This is a genomic window from Mesorhizobium sp. M0437 (assembly GCF_040321335.1).
Taxonomy (GTDB): Bacteria; Pseudomonadota; Alphaproteobacteria; order Rhizobiales; family Rhizobiaceae; genus Mesorhizobium.
Genome location: NZ_JAMYRK010000227.1, coordinates 1 through 1,079 on the forward strand (window position 1 = coordinate 1; position 1,079 = coordinate 1,079).

1 protein-coding gene is annotated in these 1,079 nt (G+C 53.6%); it reads left to right on the forward strand.

The genetic code is table 11. The annotated features are described in order from the left end of the window. The first annotated feature begins 354 nt into the window (after positions 1–354). Positions 355–987 carry a 4'-phosphopantetheinyl transferase family protein gene (locus NKI72_RS35145; RefSeq protein ID WP_352852272.1) on the forward strand — a complete coding sequence of 211 codons (633 nt, stop codon included), beginning with the start codon at positions 355–357 and terminating at the stop codon, positions 985–987. Positions 988–1,079 lie beyond the last annotated feature (92 nt).

Here is a 1,079-nt window from a genome sequence, read left to right on the forward strand (position 1 = left end):
ACCGGGTCTTGAGTCCGGAGGCCATTACTGCCGTACCGATTGTAGGCGACCACGTGACGATGATGAGTGTTCTGGAAAACCGCAAGGCTCTGGCCCGAGCCATTTCTACGCCTTTAACCGGGGTTCTTGAAAAAGATCCCTAGCGAACTGCACCGAAGGTTCTGGCACCCAGACGAGGTTCAGTCTCGGATCGCGACAATCCCCAAATGTCGGAGAGTTCTGGCTCGGTGATCCAAAGATGGGAAGCATATGTGGTCTGCCGCCGCTGCTGATCGACGACCGAGTCGATCAACTCCAAGGCCAAGCTGCATTGGCTGAGCTTCTCATTCGAAAAGCTCAAAGGGACCAGATAGAATGGAGACTATCACCATTGATCAACAGAACATCCTCGTCGGCATCCGTCCAATAGAACCGGCTGACGACTCCACCTTGTACGCTTCCGAAGTTACCTCGTTGGGACGCGCTGTTACCAAAGTTCGCCGCCAAAGCGGTGCTGCAAGAGTAGTCGCCAGAACACTCCTTGGGCAACTGGGATTCCCACAACTGCCGATCCTAAAGACGCGCTCTGGTGTTCCGATCTGGCCACCCGGCGTCGTCGGATCTTTGGCGCACCACGATACCGTAGCAGCCGCCGCCATTGCAGGGACGAAAAGGATTGCGGCTCTCGGCATCGACATTGAGCCTAATGAACCTCTGCCGGAGAACCTGATCGAATTGATTGCCACCCCTAACGAGCAACGCATGTACGATCTACATCTGCTCAAGCGGCGGGACCTCTTCGTTTTGAAGGAGGCGGTATATAAGGCGCTTTTTCCACTGTACAATCATTTCATTGAATTCCAGGACGTGGAAATTGATATCTCTGCGCGATTAGGGTACGTGTCGAAGGCAAATTGCACGTTTTCGCTCGAGTTACTTATTTCCAACAATGTAATCGGGTTGGCGTATTCACGGCCGACGTGCGGTGACCTTGCCCCGCTGATCTAATCCGGTTGACGTTCGTTCTGGCCCATCGAGAGGACCAGGACATGAAACGTAGCCGCTTCTCTGAAGAGCAGATCATCGGAATTTTTGAAGGA

Excerpts from the sequence above, each read along its gene's own strand:
- NKI72_RS35145 (WP_352852272.1), top strand. The coding sequence starts at position 355 with ATGGAGACTATCACCATTGATCAACAGAACATCCTCGTCGGCATCCGT.